The organism is Variovorax gossypii, from assembly GCF_003965815.1.
In the GTDB taxonomy this organism is placed as follows: Bacteria; Pseudomonadota; Gammaproteobacteria; order Burkholderiales; family Burkholderiaceae_C; genus Variovorax; species Variovorax gossypii.
In genome coordinates this window covers 187,811-201,649 of sequence record NZ_RXOE01000004.1, presented here as the reverse complement: position 1 = coordinate 201,649, position 13,839 = coordinate 187,811, and the positions used below count along the sequence as shown (strand labels likewise).

General features: G+C 67.6%; 13 protein-coding genes. 10 read left to right on the top strand and 3 right to left on the bottom strand.

The annotated features are described in order from the left end of the window. Positions 1 to 60 precede the first annotated feature (60 nt). Together EJP69_RS17710 and EJP69_RS17705 are read left to right on the top strand one after the other, a co-directional pair. Positions 61 to 1,104, top strand: a complete 1,044-nt coding sequence (locus EJP69_RS17710) for an extracellular catalytic domain type 1 short-chain-length polyhydroxyalkanoate depolymerase (RefSeq protein WP_126471816.1) — start codon at positions 61 to 63, stop codon at positions 1,102 to 1,104. A gap of 95 nt (positions 1,105 to 1,199) precedes the next feature. Beyond that, on the top strand, positions 1,200 to 2,663 hold the full coding sequence (locus EJP69_RS17705) for an MFS transporter (protein ID WP_126471814.1): 1,464 nt from the start codon (positions 1,200 to 1,202) through the stop codon (positions 2,661 to 2,663). Here EJP69_RS17705 and EJP69_RS17700 read toward each other — a convergent pair. Further along, the gene (locus tag EJP69_RS17700) at positions 2,660 to 3,088 is read right to left on the bottom strand and encodes a hypothetical protein (protein WP_126471812.1); all 429 of its coding nucleotides are present in this window, start codon (positions 3,086 to 3,088) and stop codon (positions 2,660 to 2,662) included. The genes EJP69_RS17705 and EJP69_RS17700 overlap by 4 nt on opposite strands. Further along, positions 3,072 to 3,770, bottom strand: a complete 699-nt coding sequence (locus EJP69_RS17695) for a nucleotidyltransferase domain-containing protein (RefSeq protein ID WP_240652188.1) — start codon at positions 3,768 to 3,770, stop codon at positions 3,072 to 3,074. The genes EJP69_RS17700 and EJP69_RS17695 overlap by 17 nt, the downstream gene beginning before the upstream one ends. On the opposite strand from EJP69_RS17695, the gene EJP69_RS17690 reads away from it, so the two are divergent. The 7 genes from EJP69_RS17690 (at position 3,753) to EJP69_RS17660 (ending at position 11,396) form a co-directional block, all read left to right on the top strand. Next, a complete protein-coding gene (locus tag EJP69_RS17690) occupies positions 3,753 to 4,085 on the top strand; it encodes a nucleotide pyrophosphohydrolase (protein ID WP_126472043.1) in 333 nt (110 codons plus the stop codon). The genes EJP69_RS17695 and EJP69_RS17690 overlap by 18 nt on opposite strands. Before the next feature lie 117 nt (positions 4,086 to 4,202). Next, entirely contained in the window at positions 4,203 to 5,471 is a 1,269-nt protein-coding gene (gene urtA, locus EJP69_RS17685) for an urea ABC transporter substrate-binding protein (protein WP_019657838.1), read from the top strand. Between the two features lie 183 nt (positions 5,472 to 5,654). After that, positions 5,655 to 7,202, top strand: a complete 1,548-nt coding sequence (gene urtB, locus EJP69_RS17680) for an urea ABC transporter permease subunit UrtB (protein ID WP_126471810.1) — start codon at positions 5,655 to 5,657, stop codon at positions 7,200 to 7,202. Further along, positions 7,199 to 8,419 (top strand): urea ABC transporter permease subunit UrtC, encoded by a 1,221-nt coding sequence (gene urtC, locus EJP69_RS17675; RefSeq protein WP_126471808.1) that lies wholly within the window; start codon positions 7,199 to 7,201, stop codon positions 8,417 to 8,419. The genes urtB and urtC overlap by 4 nt, the downstream gene beginning before the upstream one ends. Further along, complete coding sequence (urtD, locus tag EJP69_RS17670) at positions 8,416 to 9,294, top strand: urea ABC transporter ATP-binding protein UrtD (RefSeq protein ID WP_093301977.1); 879 nt, start codon at positions 8,416 to 8,418, stop codon at positions 9,292 to 9,294. Before urtC ends, urtD begins: the two co-directional genes overlap by 4 nt. A 13-nt stretch (positions 9,295 to 9,307) precedes the next feature. Further along, complete coding sequence (urtE, locus tag EJP69_RS17665; protein WP_019657834.1) at positions 9,308 to 10,000, top strand: urea ABC transporter ATP-binding subunit UrtE; 693 nt, start codon at positions 9,308 to 9,310, stop codon at positions 9,998 to 10,000. Between the two features lie 133 nt (positions 10,001 to 10,133). Next, the gene (locus tag EJP69_RS17660) at positions 10,134 to 11,396 is read left to right on the top strand and encodes an MFS transporter (protein WP_126471806.1); all 1,263 of its coding nucleotides are present in this window, start codon (positions 10,134 to 10,136) and stop codon (positions 11,394 to 11,396) included. On the opposite strand, the gene EJP69_RS17655 is transcribed toward EJP69_RS17660, so the two are convergent. Further along, positions 11,372 to 12,331 (bottom strand): sugar-binding transcriptional regulator, encoded by a 960-nt coding sequence (locus EJP69_RS17655; protein WP_126471804.1) that lies wholly within the window; start codon positions 12,329 to 12,331, stop codon positions 11,372 to 11,374. The two genes, EJP69_RS17660 and EJP69_RS17655, sit on opposite strands and share 25 nt — an antisense overlap. A gap of 137 nt (positions 12,332 to 12,468) precedes the next feature. Here EJP69_RS17655 and EJP69_RS17650 point away from each other — a divergent pair, with 137 nt between their 5' ends. Then, positions 12,469 to 13,827: an iron-containing alcohol dehydrogenase gene (locus EJP69_RS17650; RefSeq protein ID WP_126471802.1), complete on the top strand. Its 1,359-nt coding sequence runs from the start codon at positions 12,469 to 12,471 to the stop codon at positions 13,825 to 13,827. Positions 13,828 to 13,839 lie beyond the last annotated feature (12 nt).

Here is a 13,839-nt window from a genome sequence, read left to right as displayed (position 1 = left end):
CCGGGGCTGCCCCGGGGCCGGGAGTAGGCCGGCCGGCGCTTTGCGGTCACACTGCGCGCCATGGCCAGCCGTTCCACAGCCTCCGTCTTCGCCCGCGCCTACGAGCGAAACCTGCGCGCGCTAACCAAGGCAACGCTGAACAACAGCAAGCGCATCGCGGGACAGGTCCGGCGCGCCACGGCACAGCGGCTCAAGCCCCCGCCCGGCAGGGGCGACTGGCTCAGCGGCATGGCCGTGGGCCCCGGCGGGGCGCGCGGCTATCACCTGTTCCGGCCGGCCGGGCTGGAGCTCCAGCCGGGCGAGCGGTTGCCGCTCATGGTCATGCTGCACGGCTGCGGCCAGACCGGGCGCGACTTCGCCGCGAGCACCCGCATGAACGCGCTGGCCGTGCGCAAGCGCTTCCTGGTGCTCTATCCCGAGCAGGACCGGCTCGCCCATCCCCAAGGCTGCTGGAACTGGTACGAGCGCCGTTCAGGCAAGGCCGATGCCGAGGCCGCGACGCTGATGGCCGCCATCGACCAGGCCTGCCTGCTCTATCCCATCGACCGCGACCGCATGGCGCTGGCCGGTCTCTCGGCCGGCGCGGGAATGGCGGCGCTGCTGGCCACACGCTATCCGAACCGCTTCCGCGCCGTCGTCATGCATTCGGGCGTGGCGCCCGGCGCGGCGAAGTCGTCGGTCACGGCCCTCGGCGCGATGCGCGGGGAGCACGTGCCGCCGATGCCCACCACGGCAGTCGGCAAGGCGATGGGCGCCGCTGCAGTCTTCACCACCTTGCCGCCGATGCTGGTGCTGCACGGAGACGCCGACGCGGTGGTCGCGCCGAGCAATGCCGTCAGCAGCGCCACGGTGTGGGCCACGGCGCTGGGCGCGCGGCCCGGGCTGCCGCGCGACATGCAGCGAGGCAGGCGTCGCGCGATGCGCGTGACCGACTTCAAGCGCAAGGGCCGCACGCTCGTCACCCTGTGCGAGATCGCGGGGCTGGGCCACTCGTGGAGCGGCGGCGCGCCGCATCAGCTGTTCAGCGATCCCGAAGGGCCCGATGCCACGCGCATGAGCTGGGCCTTCGCAGCCGCGCAGTTCAAGAACGTCGTGAAGACCTGAGCCGGGACGCACCCCGGAAACCCGCTGCCCGAGCCGGGCGATGACCTCCGAGGTCATTGCCGCCGTGTCGCCCGGCCCGAACACTCGGGCCCATCATGACGCAGTCGAACACAGCGGCCTCCGCAGCATCCCTTTCTTCCACGACCAGCCAGGGCGCGGGCGTGGTCCGACCCGGCCGGCTGGGCCTGTGGGTCATGCTTAGCGGCACCTTCCTGGTGGTGATGGACTTCTTCATCGTCAACGTCGCACTGCCGTCGATGCAGCGCGAACTGCAGGCGAGCGCCGGCACCCTGCAGCTGGTGGTGGCCGGCTACGGCCTGGCCATGGCGGCGGGCCTCATCACCGGCGGGAGGCTCGGCGACATCTTCGGGCGCAGGCGGATGTTCATGCTCGGCCTGCTGCTCTTCGCGCTGGCTTCCGCTGGCTGCGGCTTCGCGCCGACCGCCGAACTGCTGGTGGCCGCGCGCGTGCTGCAGGGGCTGGCCGGCGCGCTGCTGCAACCGCAGGTGCTGGCGATGATCGGCCTGGCCTACACCGGCGAAGACCGCGCGCGAGCCTTCGCGGCCTACGGTCTCGCGCTGGGGCTCGCTGCCACGCTGGGCCAGCTCGTGGGCGGGCTGCTGATCCATGCCGATCTGGCGGGGCAGGGGTGGCGCAGCTGCTTCCTCATCAACGTGCCGATCGGCCTGCTGGCGTTCGTGCTCGCGCCTCGGGTCATCCCGTCTCTCGCGAACAACGGCAGGAGCAGCCTGGACCTGGTCGGCATGCTGCTGGTGGCCCTGAGCTCGGTGGCCGTGGTGCTTCCCCTGGTGGAAGGCCGCGAGCAGGGTTGGCCGCTGTGGAGCTGGGCGTGCCTTGCCGCGGCGCTGCCGCTGCTCGCCGCCTTTGCATATCAGCAGCGCAGGCTCGCCGCGCGCGGCGGTGCGCCGCTGGTGGCGCCGGTGCTGCTGGCCAACGGCCGCTTCGTCACGGGCCTGTTCACCACGCTGGCCTTCTACGCGGGGAACGCCTCGCTGTACTTCGTGCTCGCGCTGTACCTGCAGCAGGGCCTGGGGCTCGAGGCCCTCAGCTCGGGCATCGTCTTCACCTCGCTGGCGGTCGGCTTCTTCGGGACATCCATCGCGGGCGCGCGCATCACGCGGCGCTTCGGCGGCAAGCCGCCCATCGCGCTCGGCGCGCTGGTGCTGGCGGCGGGGCATGCGCTGCAGTTCGTCAACGTCGCCGGATGGGCCGGGCATTCGCACGTCGTGGCGTGGATGGTGCCGCTGCTCTTCGTGCAGGGTGCCGGGCTCGGCATGGTGATGGCGCCACTGGTGTCCACCGTGCTGGCCGGCCTGCCGCCGCAGCATGCGGGCGTGGCTTCGGGCGTGATGTCGATGGTGCAGCAGGCGAGCAACGCGCTGGGCGTGGCGCTGATCGGCATCCTCTTCTATGGGCGGCTGGGCCACGCGCCCGATGCGGCGGGATATGCAAGCGCGTTCGGGGCGGCGCTGCTGTACCTGACGGTGTCGGCGCTGCTCGTGGCGGCCTTGTACCGCAGGGGCGCACGGCACACCTAGTTGCTTGACGGCAGGGGAAGGGCGGACAGCTTCTCGGCCACTCGCTGGCACGCGGCGATCAGGTCGCGGACGATGCGTTCGTCGATGTTCATGTCGCCTTCGTATTCGCCGAGATTTCGTATCTCATGACCCTTGGCGAGCACACGCCATACCTCCGGCCCCAGCGACAGGGTGTGCGGCAACACCTGGAAGACGATGAAGCGATTGCTCGAGCGATAGCCATGCCATCTCAGCGCGGCAAGGCACATGGCATGCGCTGCGTTGTAGGCGAGATCGAAGCGGCTCTCCAGGGAGAGTTGTGCGACTTGGGCATCTGCCAGACGCGCTTGCCCGGAGCGCAGCAGGCCCGCGAATTCGCGGGCATCGGGTGCCTCGGCCGTCAGCGGCTTCGACGGACCGCACAGGTTTTCAAGTGGGTAGGACATGCGCGTCGCCAACCACCCAAAGCTTGGGCTGTGCCATGACGCGCGTGACGAATGATTCGCCGTCCTTGTGCTTTCGCATCAGTTCTTTCCTCGTGAGCATGGTCGGGTTCACTGTACGGCCGAGGCGTGCCGATACCGCGTCGAGGGCCAGAAACAGGTCCGAATACGCAAGTTCGTCACTGATCAGAAGCAGGTCGATGTCGCTTGCGGCCGTGTCGCTCTTCTTGGCCACCGAGCCGAAGACGAATGCAGCATCGATCTTGTCGGCCATGGGTTCCAGCGCTTCGCGCAAGGGGCCCGCGAGTCCGAAAGTCTTGCGCACGATGCTGCACAGCTCCTCGTAGATCGGTGAGTCTGCGTTGGCTTGGTAGTGTTTCTGATTGCCTACGCGCGAGGTTGTGAGCAGCCCACTGTCGGTCAGGCACTTGAGCTCGCGCTGCACGGCGCCCGAACCGGCGGCAGTAAGCTTGATCAATTCGCTGGAGAAAAAACTTCGGTCCGGCTGGCCGAAGAGATAGCCCAGCACGCGCTGCTGGGTTGTCGTGAACAAGGCGTCCGCAAGCCCGGTGGACTTGTCCGTTTTCGGCAGAGGCGATGGAGTTTTACCCATTTTGGGAATTTTAATGCCCGAAATGGGTTTTCCGGTTCGCACTCGATCATGAACATGACCAACGATCTTCAAGCGCTCACTCAAGCCCTGCGCGACTTCGCACAAGCCCGCGACTGGGAGCAGTTCCACTCCCCCAAGAACCTCGCCTCCGCGCTTTCCGTCGAGGCGGCCGAGCTGCTCGAACACTTCCAGTGGCTCACCGAAGCCCAGAGCCGCGATCTGCCGGCCGACAAGCGTGCCGAGATCGGCACCGAGATTGCCGATGTCTTCCTCTACCTGCTGCAGCTTGCCGACAAGCTCGGCATCGACGTGATCGCGGCGGCGAGAAGCAAGATGCTCGTCAACGCCCGCAAGTACCCTGAACCGCCTGTCCTGCCACCCGGCTGAGTACATCCGTGTACGCCACCCGGCGTATTTCCCCTTTGTGGTGCGTTCCGCAGACTCCCTCCCACGCCAGCCAAGCGCTGTCGAAAAGGTTCAACCAACCCCGGAGCAGGAGTCCACATGCAACGTCGTTTCACACTCAAGGCGCTCACCGCCGCCGTCGCGCTGGCCAGCATTTCTGCTGCGCCCGCATTCGCCGCCGACACCATCAAGGTCGGCGTGCTGCACTCGCTGTCGGGCACGATGGCCATCTCGGAAACCGTGTTGAAGGACACGGTGCTGATGGCCATCGACGACATCAACAAGAAGGGCGGCGTGCTGGGCAAGCAGCTCGAGCCCGTGGTGGTCGACCCGGCCTCCAACTGGCCCCTGTTCGCAGAGAAGACCAAGCAGCTGCTCGGCCAGGACAAGGTCTCGGTGATCTTCGGCTGCTGGACATCGGTGTCGCGCAAGTCGGTGCTGCCGGTGGTCGAGGAAATGAACGGCCTGCTGTTCTACCCCGTGCAGTACGAGGGTGAAGAGCTCTCGAAGAACGTGTTCTACACGGGCGCCGCTCCCAACCAGCAGGCCATTCCGGCCGTCGACTACCTGATGAGCAAGGAAGGCGGCGGCGCCAAGCGCTGGGTGCTGCTGGGCACCGACTACGTCTACCCCCGCACCACCAACAAGATCCTGCGCGCCTACCTCAAGAGCAAGGGCGTGAAGGAATCGGACATCGACGAAAAGTACACCCCCTTCGGCCACAGCGACTACCAGACCATCGTCGCAGACATCAAGAAGTTCTCGGCCGGCGGCAAGACGGCAGTGGTGTCGACCATCAACGGCGACTCCAACGTGCCCTTCTACAAGGAACTCGGCAACGCCGGCCTGAAGGCCAAGGACGTGCCCGTGGTCGCCTTCTCGGTGGGCGAGGAAGAACTGCGCGGTGTGGACACCAAGCCGCTGGTGGGTCACCTGGCCGCATGGAACTACTTCATGTCGATCAAGAACCCGACCAACACGGCGTTCATCAAGCAGTGGAGCGAATACGCCAAGGCCAAGAACATCGCCGGCCACAAGGACAAGCCGCTCACCAACGACCCGATGGAAGCCACCTGGATCGGCATCCACATGTGGAAGCAGGCGGTCGAGAAGGCCAAGAGCACCGACACCGACAAGGTGATCGCCGCCATGGCCGGCCAGACCTTCACTGCTCCCTCGGGCATCGTCTCGAAGATGGACGAGAAGAACCATCACCTGCACAAGAGCGTGTTCATCGGCGAGATAAAGGCCGACGGCCAGTTCAACGTGGTGTGGAAGACGCCGGGCCCGGTCAAGGCCAAGCCGTGGAGCCCGTACATCGAGGGCAACGACAAGAAGCCGGATTACCCAGCTGGCAAATCAATGTAAGTGTGTTTCTCCCTCCCCCGCTGGGGGAGGGCAGGGGTGGGGGCTGACGGCGGTCGATCCGAGCACTGCGCTTGTTCAGGCGCCGAGTGCCCCCACCCCAACCCTCCCCCGGAAGGGGAGGGGGCCAATCCAACTTCCAGTCTCATGATGCTTCGACGAACCCTTCACTGCGCACTGGCCGCCATGTTGCTGATGGCATCGGCCGCCCACGCGCTGACCGCCGACGAAGCCCGGGCCATCGCCTCCGGCGATTCCGAAGCCCGCATCGCCGCGCTCAACAAGGCCGTGCTCACGGCCGACGAGAAGACTTCCGCCTTCATCCAGGCCATGTCCGACGACGCGGTGAAGTACACGGAAGACAAGGTCTTCGTGATGAAGGACGACAAGGGCTACGACCCGGTGAGCGGCGCCGAACTGAAGGTGCCCGACACCGCCGAAGACGTCGTCAACAACAACCTCATGCGCGGCGCGCTCGATGCCGCGCAGGCTGCGCTCAAGCTCACGAGCAAGGACGACGCCGTGCGCGCCGAGGCCGCGCAGGCGCTCTTCAAGGAGCCCGACGAGTCGCGCGTGCCCATGGTCGAGAAGGCGCTGGCCGCCGAGACCAATCCGAAGATCAAGGCCCAGCTCGAGCTGGTGCGCGCCGCCAGCATGCTCGGCAGCGCCGACAAGGCGAAGCGCCTCGCCGCGGCGAAGGAGCTGGGCAACAACCGCAACCCCGACACCAAGCTGCTGCTCAACCAGCGCCTGGCCGACGAGACCGAGGCGGACGTCAAGGCCGCCATCGTCGCGTCCATTGCCAGCATCGACGGCGCGCTGGTCTGGGGCGACCGCATCAACGCCGTGTTCAGCGGCATCAGCCTGGGCTCTGTGCTGCTGCTGGCCGCGCTGGGCCTGGCCATCACCTACGGGCTGATGGGCGTGATCAACATGGCGCACGGCGAACTGATGATGATCGGCGCCTACGCCACCTACGTGATGCAGGGCATCTTCCAGAAGTACATGCCCGAGGCTGCGTTCGGCTGGTACCTCGTCGCCGCCATTCCGGTTTCGTTCATGGCATCGGCGCTCGTGGGCGCGGTGCTGGAGCGCGGCGTGATCCGCTTCCTCTACGGCCGCCCGCTCGAGACGCTGCTGGCCACCTGGGGCATCAGCCTGATGCTGCAGCAGCTGGTGCGCTCCATCTTCGGCGCGCAGAACGTCGGCGTGGAAAACCCCGGCTGGATGAGCGGTGGCTTCACCATGCTGAGCAACGTCACGCTGCCGTGGAACCGCATCTGCATCATCGTCTTCGCGGCACTGGTGCTGGTCGCCATGGGCTGGCTCATCGGCCGCACGCGGCTGGGCCTGTTCGTGCGCGGCGTCACGCAGAACCGGCCGATCGCCTCGTGCATGGGAGTGAACACCGCTCGCATCGATACCTACGCCTTCGCGCTGGGCTCCGGCATCGCGGGCCTGGCCGGTTGCGCGCTGAGCCAGATCGGCAACGTCGGCCCCGACCTGGGCCAGAGCTACATCGTCGACAGCTTCATGGTGGTCGTGATGGGTGGCGTGGGCCAGCTCGCGGGCACCGTGTACGCGGCGCTGGGGCTGGGCATTCTCAACAAGTTCATCGAAGGCTGGGCGGGCGCAGTGCTCGCGAAGATCGCGGTGCTTGTCTTCATCATCATCTTCATTCAAAAGAGACCTCAGGGCATCTTCGCCATGAAGGGCCGGAGCGCGGAAGCATGAGCAAGGTAACGTTGCCAACCAAGGGGCCACTGCTGAGCGGCAAGGGCTGGACGGCCTTCTTCGTCGCGCTGATCGTGGTGTGCGCCGTCGCGCCCGTGCTCAACATGTGGGTGCCGGTGGACAGCCCGCTGCACATGAGCGACTACGCGGTGGCGCTGGTCGGCAAGATCATGTGCTACGCCATCTGCGCGCTGGCCATGGACCTGATCTGGGGCTACACCGGCATCCTCTCGCTGGGCCACGGCCTCTTCTTCGCGCTGGGCGGCTACATGATGGGCATGTACCTCATGCGCCAGATCGGCCGCGACGGCAACTACAAGAGCGACCTGCCCGACTTCATGGTGTTCCTCGACTGGAAGACGCTGCCCTGGCACTGGACCTTCAGCGACAGCTTCATCGCCACGCTCGTCCTCGTGGTCGCGGTGCCGGGCCTCATCGCCTTCGTGTTCGGCTTCTTCGCCTTCCGCTCGCGCATCAAGGGCGTGTATTTCTCGATCATCACGCAGGCCATGACCTTCGCGGCCATGCTGCTGTTCTTCCGCAACGAGACGGGCTTCGGCGGCAACAACGGCTTCACCGACTTCAAGCGCATCCTGGGCATCCCGATCGCCACGCAGGAAATGCGCATGACGCTGTTCGCGCTCACCGGCGCCACGCTGCTGGGCTTCTTCCTGTTCGCGAAGTGGCTCATCGGCAGCAAGTTCGGCCGCGTGCTGCAGGCGATTCGCGACGCGGAAACGCGCGTGATGTTCTCTGGCTACAACCCGCTGCCCTACAAGCTCACGATCTGGGTCATCTCCGCCGTCATGTGCGGCGTGGCCGGCGCGCTGTACGTGCCGCAGGTCGGCATCATCAACCCGGGCGAGATGAGCGCGGCCAACTCCATCGAGATCGCCATCTGGGCGGCGGTGGGCGGGCGCGCCACGCTGATCGGGCCGATCATCGGCGCCTTCATCGTCAACGGCGCCAAGAGCTGGCTCACCGTGGCCTATCCGGAGTACTGGCTGTACTTCCTGGGGGCCTTGTTCATTGCTGTCACGCTGTTCCTTCCGAACGGCATCGTCGGGCTGGTGCGCAAGTGGTTGTCGAGGGAGAAAAAGAAGACCACGCCACCTGAACCCGTACAGGACGCGCGCCGCGCCGTCGCTGCAGAGCAGGGCGTCGAGACCGATGCCATGGCCTCGCTGCCTGTGGAAGCGAAGGGAGCACGCGCATGACGCCCGACCTGATGGAAGCGGGCGCCGAGCGCGCCGCACGGGCCAGCGGCATCCACTACGTGAGCGGGAGCACCGAGTCGGGCGGTCGCGCCGCCGACTTCGGGCGTCATGTCACGCCGGGTGAGGTCGACGTCACGCACGGCCGCATCCTCTACCTGGAAGACGTGAGCGTGAGCTTCGACGGCTTCAAGGCCATCAACAAGCTGTCGCTCGACATCGCGCCGGGCGAGCTGCGCTGCATCATCGGGCCGAACGGCGCGGGCAAGACCACGATGATGGACATCATCACCGGCAAGACCCGGCCCGACGAGGGCACGGTGTTCTTCGGCAGCACCATCGACCTGCTGCGCCACCGCGAGGCGGAAATCGCTCAACTGGGCATCGGCCGCAAGTTCCAGAAGCCGACCGTGTTCGAGCACCTGACCGTGTTCGAGAACCTCGAGCTCGCACTGAAGACCGACAAGGGCGTGCGCTCGTCGATGCTCTTTCGGCTCGACTCGGCGCAGAGCGACCGCCTGGCCGAGGTGCTGGAGACCATCCATCTCGCCGACAGCGTGTCGCGCCTCGCCGGCAACCTGAGTCACGGCCAGAAGCAGTGGCTAGAGATCGGCATGCTGCTGATGCAGGACCCGAAGCTGCTGCTGCTCGACGAGCCCGTGGCCGGCATGACCGACGAGGAGACCGCGCGCACGGCCGAGCTGTTCCTCTCGCTCAAAGGCAAGCATTCGCTGATGGTGGTGGAGCACGACATGAGCTTCATCCGCACCATCTCCGAGATCGTCACCGTGCTGTGCGACGGCTCCGTGCTTGCGCAGGGCACGCTCGACGAGGTGCAGGCCGACGAGCGCGTGATCGAGGTCTACCTGGGCCGCTGAGGGAGAACGAACCATGCTGACAGTCAAGAACATCCACCAGTACTACGGCGGCTCCCACATCCTGCGGGACGTGAGCTTCGAGGCGAAGCTCGGCAAGGTCACGGTGCTGCTGGGCCGCAACGGCGTAGGCAAGACGACGCTGCTGAAGTCGCTCATGGGCCTGGTGCCGATCAAGAGCGGCAGCATCGAGCTCGAAGGCAAGCCGATCCACAAGGCCACGCCCTACGAGCGGGCGAGGGCGGGCATCGGCTTCGTGCCGCAGGGCCGCGAGATCTTCGCGCGGCTCACGGTCGAGGAGAACCTGCGCATGGGCCTGGCCTACAAGAGCGGCGGCACGCCCATTCCGGCGGAGCTGTACGAGCTGTTCCCGGTGCTCAAGCAGATGATGAACAGGAGGGGCGGCGACCTCTCGGGCGGCCAGCAGCAGCAGCTCGCCATCGCACGGGCGCTGGCGCCCAAGCCCAGGCTGCTGATCCTCGACGAGCCCACCGAGGGCATCCAGCCCAGCATCATCAAGGACATCGGCCGCGTCATCCGCATGCTGGCCGACCGGGGCGACATGGCCATCGTGCTGTGCGAGCAGTACTACGACTTCGCCCAGGAGCTGGCCGACGACTACCTCGTGATGGAGCGCGGCGAGGTCATCGCGCGCGGCCTCGGCAAGGACATGGAAGCGCAGGGCGTGAGGCAGCTGGTGGCGATCTGAGCCCACTGCCAGGGGCTTCCCGGCCCTGCCAGTACAAGGTCTTCGGCAATTGCGTATCGGCGCGATTTCAGGGTTTACCCTAAAATCGCGCCTTGCCCGCTGCCGCCGGGCACCCCCTCCCAGGAGCCTGGCCTTGAACGCCTCCCCACCCGCGCAGGACAGCGCGGTCACCGATATTTCTTCCTTCACCCTGCCTTCGGGCGCACCCGCCAACTTCCTGCGCGCGGTGCTCGCGCTCGGCGTCGGCGGCTTCGCCATCGGCACCGGCGAGTTCGTCATCATGGGCCTGCTGCCCGAGGTGGCGAAGGACATCGGCGTGAGCATCCCGCAGGCCGGCCATGTCATCAGCGCCTATGCGCTCGGCGTGGTGATCGGCGCCCCCGTGCTCGCGGTGCTCGCCGCCGGCTGGCGCCGCCGCGCGCTGCTGATCGCGCTCATGGCCGTGTTCGCGGCCGGCAACTTCGCCAGCGCCGTCGCTCCCAACTACCTGCTGCTGAACCTGCTGCGCTTCGCCGCCGGACTGCCGCACGGCACCTACTTCGGCGTGGCCGCGCTGGTGGCCGCCACCCTCGCACCGCCGGGGCGCAGGGCACGGGCAGTGGGGCTCGTGATGCTGGGGCTCACCGGGGCCACGCTGGTCGGCGTGCCCATCGCGGCGTGGCTGGGCCAGTACTTCGGCTGGCGCGCCGCCTTCGTCTTCGTCGGCGTCATCGCGCTGGTGGCCATCGTGCTGCTGCGTCGCGACATTCCCGACATGGCGCCGGCCGCGGGTGCCAGCCCGTGGCGCGAGCTCGGCGCGCTCAAGCGCAAGCAGGTGTGGTTCACGCTCGGCATCGCGGCCATCGGCTTCGGCGGCATGTTCTCGGTGTTCAGCTATATCAAGCCCACGCTGATCGAGGTAGCGGGCCTGTCGCTGAGCGGCGTGCCCTTCGTGCTCGCGCTCTTCGGCCTCGGCATGGTCGCGGGCAACCTCGTGGGCGCGCGGCTGGCCGACAAGTCGGTGATGCGCACCATCGGTGGCCTGATGGTCTACGCGGCGCTGGTGCTCGCGATGTTCACCTTCGCGGCGCACAACGTGATCACGGCCGCCATCAACGTGTTCCTCATCGGTACCACCGTGGCCATCGGCCCGGCGCTGCAGATCCGCCTGATGGATGTGTCGGGCGACGCGCAGACGCTCGCCGCCGCGCTCAACCACTCGGCTTTCAACATGGCCAATGCGCTCGGTGCGTGGCTCGGCGGCGTGGCGATCGCGGCAGGCTTGGGCTGGACTTCCACCGGCTGGGTCGGCGCACTGCTGGCACTCGCCGGCCTCGGCATCTTCGGCTGGGCGATCGCGAGCGCGAGGGCCAGCCTGCGGCCCGCCGGCGTTCAGCGCTCCCCGAGCGCCTCGTAGAGCTTCAGCGCGGCGCGTGCTGCCTGCTCGTCGCAGATCAGCACCGACACCAGCTTCGCCCACAGCACCGCCGCGATGATCGGCGCCTTGTTCTCGCCGCCCGAAGCCACGATCACCGTCGGGATCTTCGCGAGCTCCTGTGTCGAGGGCGCCACCACACGCTGGTTCAGCGCGTGCTTCACCGGCTTGCCGTGGCGGTCGAGGAACTGGCCGACGATGTCGCCCACCGCCTTGGCCTGCCGCAGCTCGGCCACCGGCACGTCCTTGGGCAGTCCGTAGCGCACCAGCAGCGAGCGGGTGCTCAGGTCGCCCACGCTCAGCAGCGCCACGTCGTTGGCCGAGATCTGGCCGAAGGCATCCTTGAACACGTCCTGCGACACGATGGTGTCGCGTGACTTCGCGCTGCCCGCGTACAGCGGCGCGGCCAGGTAGCTGCACTGCGCGCCCAGCCGGCTGGCCAGCGCGCTGGCCGTCTCGAAGGTGTTGATCTCGAGGCCGCGCGTCAAGCCGCCCATCATCGAGTTGACGTGCAGGTTCGGCCACTCGCCCGGCGTGACGTGGCGGATCGTCTCGCGCAGGGTCGCGCCCCAGCCCACGCCGATGCCGCGCACGCGATGCGTCTCGAGGTGCCTGGAGAGGTATTCGCCGGTGGTGCGGCCGAGCAGCGCCGGAATGAGATCGGCGCTGCCCGGCGTGGGAATGATGACCGCCTCGCGCAGCCCGCAGACCGTGCGCAGCTCTTCCTCAAGACGCAGGCAGCTCTCGTGGCGCGAATTGATCTTGATGCTGACCAGCCCGCTTTCGCGCGCCTCGCCCAGCAGCCGGTTCACGCGCAGCCGCGTGAGCCCGAGCTTCGTCGCGATGGCGTCCTGCGTGAGGCCCTCCATGTAGTAAAGCCAGGCCACGCGCACCACCACCTGATCTTCGTCAGCCATCCGAATGCTCCGTTGTCGTGTCCGGATTCTGCCCGCGCCGATGCCGGTATTGGGGAAGTCACCCGCTTGAAACAAATGAATTTCAAAATATACACTTGTTCATCCGCCACCAGTCGGCGCCTGAATTACCCGGAGACATGAGCGAAACCACATCCCCGTTGAGAGCTGCCTTGCGCGATGCCGCCGTCACGAAAGAGGTCGTCGTCGAGCGCGCCGCGGCACGCGCGATGCCCGACCTCCTGCGGCGCGTTGCCCCCGGCGCTCGCTGGATGCTGGTGGCCGACGAAACCACCTGGGACGTCGCCGGCGCCGCCGCGCAGGCGCTGCTGGAGGCGCGCGGCATCGCGCTCGCCCCGCCGCTGGTGCTGCCCGCGCGCCCGCGCCTCAAGCCGCGCGTGTCGTCTTCGGAAGCCATCGCGCGCAAGCTCGCCGCGCATGAACTCACGCCGCTGGCTGTGGGCTCGGGCGTGATCAGCGACCTGGTCAAGCACGCCGCCTCGATGGCCGGCAAGCCCTATGTGTGCATGGCCACTGCAGCGTCGATGGACGGCTACGCCGCATCGGGCGCAGCCCTGCTCGACGAGGAGGGCTTCAAGCGCACGTTGGCCTGCGCCCCCCCGGTGGCCGTGCTCGCCGACCTGGACGTGCTCGGCACAGCCCCCGCGCGCATGACGGCGTGGGGCTACGGCGATCTCGCCGGCAAGACGGTGGCCGGCGCCGACTGGCTGCTGGCCGATGCGCTCGGCGTCGAGCCGTTGAACCGGCGCCCCTTCGACATGGTGCAGTCCCACCTGCACGATTGGTTGGGCGCGCCCGAGCGCCTTGCGATACAGGAGCCCAAGGCCCTGGGCGACCTGCTGTCGGGCCTGCTGGTCAGCGGCTTCGCGATGCAGGCACACGGCAATTCGCGGCCCGCGAGCGGCAGCGACCACCAGTTCTCGCACCTGTGGGAAATGGAAGACCTGCGCGTCGACGGCGAACCCGCCGCGCACGGCGCGTGCGTCGGCGTGGGCTGCGTGGCGATGCTCGCGATGTACGAATGGCTGCGCGAGCAGGGCGATGCCGCGCTGGCCGCCGCGGTCGCCGAAGTGCCGGAAGGCCACGACGATGACGCGCTCGCACGCGAGATCGACGCCGCCTTCGGACGCGAGGAGTTCCGTGCAGCCGCCCGCGAGGAAATGAACGCCAAGCGCGCCGCTGGCAGCCGCCGCGCCCGCGTCGCGCGCTTTGCCGGCGTATGGCCCGCGCTGCGCGATTCGCTCGCACGGCAGCTCGTCGGCGCGCGCGACATGCAGCAGCGCCTGCGCGCGGTCGGCGGCGCGGCGCATCCGCGCGATCTCGGCATCGTCGGCGCGAGCTTCGCCGCCGACCATCGCCGCGCGCGCCTGATCCGTCGCCGCTACACCGTGCTCGACCTGCTCGACGATCTCGGCTGGCTCGACCGCGCGATCGCCGACCTCTTTGCCCCCGGCGGCTTCTGGGTCGCCGAATCCTGAATTCCGAAACCC

What these genes read in the sequence shown, in the direction of transcription:
- EJP69_RS17690 (WP_126472043.1), top strand. Translation starts at nt 3,753, where the DNA reads ATGACCAACGATCTTCAAGCGCTCACTCAAGCCCTGCGCGACTTCGCA.
- EJP69_RS17655 (WP_126471804.1), bottom strand. Translation starts at nt 12,331, where the DNA reads ATGGCTGACGAAGATCAGGTGGTGGTGCGCGTGGCCTGGCTTTACTAC.
- urtC (WP_126471808.1), top strand. Translation starts at nt 7,199, where the DNA reads ATGAGCAAGGTAACGTTGCCAACCAAGGGGCCACTGCTGAGCGGCAAG.
- EJP69_RS17710 (WP_126471816.1), top strand. Translation starts at nt 61, where the DNA reads ATGGCCAGCCGTTCCACAGCCTCCGTCTTCGCCCGCGCCTACGAGCGA.
- urtE (WP_019657834.1), top strand. Translation starts at nt 9,308, where the DNA reads ATGCTGACAGTCAAGAACATCCACCAGTACTACGGCGGCTCCCACATC.
- EJP69_RS17700 (WP_126471812.1), bottom strand. Translation starts at nt 3,088, where the DNA reads ATGTCCTACCCACTTGAAAACCTGTGCGGTCCGTCGAAGCCGCTGACG.
- urtA (WP_019657838.1), top strand. Translation starts at nt 4,203, where the DNA reads ATGCAACGTCGTTTCACACTCAAGGCGCTCACCGCCGCCGTCGCGCTG.
- EJP69_RS17705 (WP_126471814.1), top strand. Translation starts at nt 1,200, where the DNA reads ATGACGCAGTCGAACACAGCGGCCTCCGCAGCATCCCTTTCTTCCACG.
- EJP69_RS17650 (WP_126471802.1), top strand. Translation starts at nt 12,469, where the DNA reads ATGAGCGAAACCACATCCCCGTTGAGAGCTGCCTTGCGCGATGCCGCC.
- urtB (WP_126471810.1), top strand. Translation starts at nt 5,655, where the DNA reads ATGTTGCTGATGGCATCGGCCGCCCACGCGCTGACCGCCGACGAAGCC.
- urtD (WP_093301977.1), top strand. Translation starts at nt 8,416, where the DNA reads ATGACGCCCGACCTGATGGAAGCGGGCGCCGAGCGCGCCGCACGGGCC.